Origin of the sequence: Sphingobacterium haloxyli, assembly GCF_002980525.1 — a bacterium.
GTDB classification, from domain to species: domain Bacteria; phylum Bacteroidota; class Bacteroidia; order Sphingobacteriales; family Sphingobacteriaceae; genus Sphingobacterium; species Sphingobacterium haloxyli.
Genome location: NZ_PVBQ01000067.1, coordinates 1 through 255 on the forward strand (window position 1 = coordinate 1; position 255 = coordinate 255).

Sequence of the window (255 nt, forward strand, 5' to 3'; positions counted from 1 at the left end):
TCGCGTCCTTCTTCGCCTCTGGGAGCCTAGGCATCCCCCGTGTGCCCTTATTTACTTTCTTCCGTCCGCTGCCCCTTTTGCTCGGCAACGGACTGCCTCCGTCCACCTGCGGTATTAACCGAAGATGAACTTCCTCTGTCTTCTCTTGTGTCTTCTCTTTTTCCCAATATGTCAAAGAACTTTTTCCCGGAAAATCCCGCACCGGCCACAACATCCAGCGGAAAACATGGCGGACCATGAAAAATCCCGCAGGGA

General features: G+C 53.3%; 1 protein-coding gene. It reads right to left on the bottom strand.

Features of this window, described 5'->3' with window-relative positions:
• Nucleotides 1-255, bottom strand: a 255-nt coding sequence (locus C5745_RS20575; RefSeq protein ID WP_207795870.1) for a hypothetical protein, incomplete at both ends; no start/stop codon positions are given.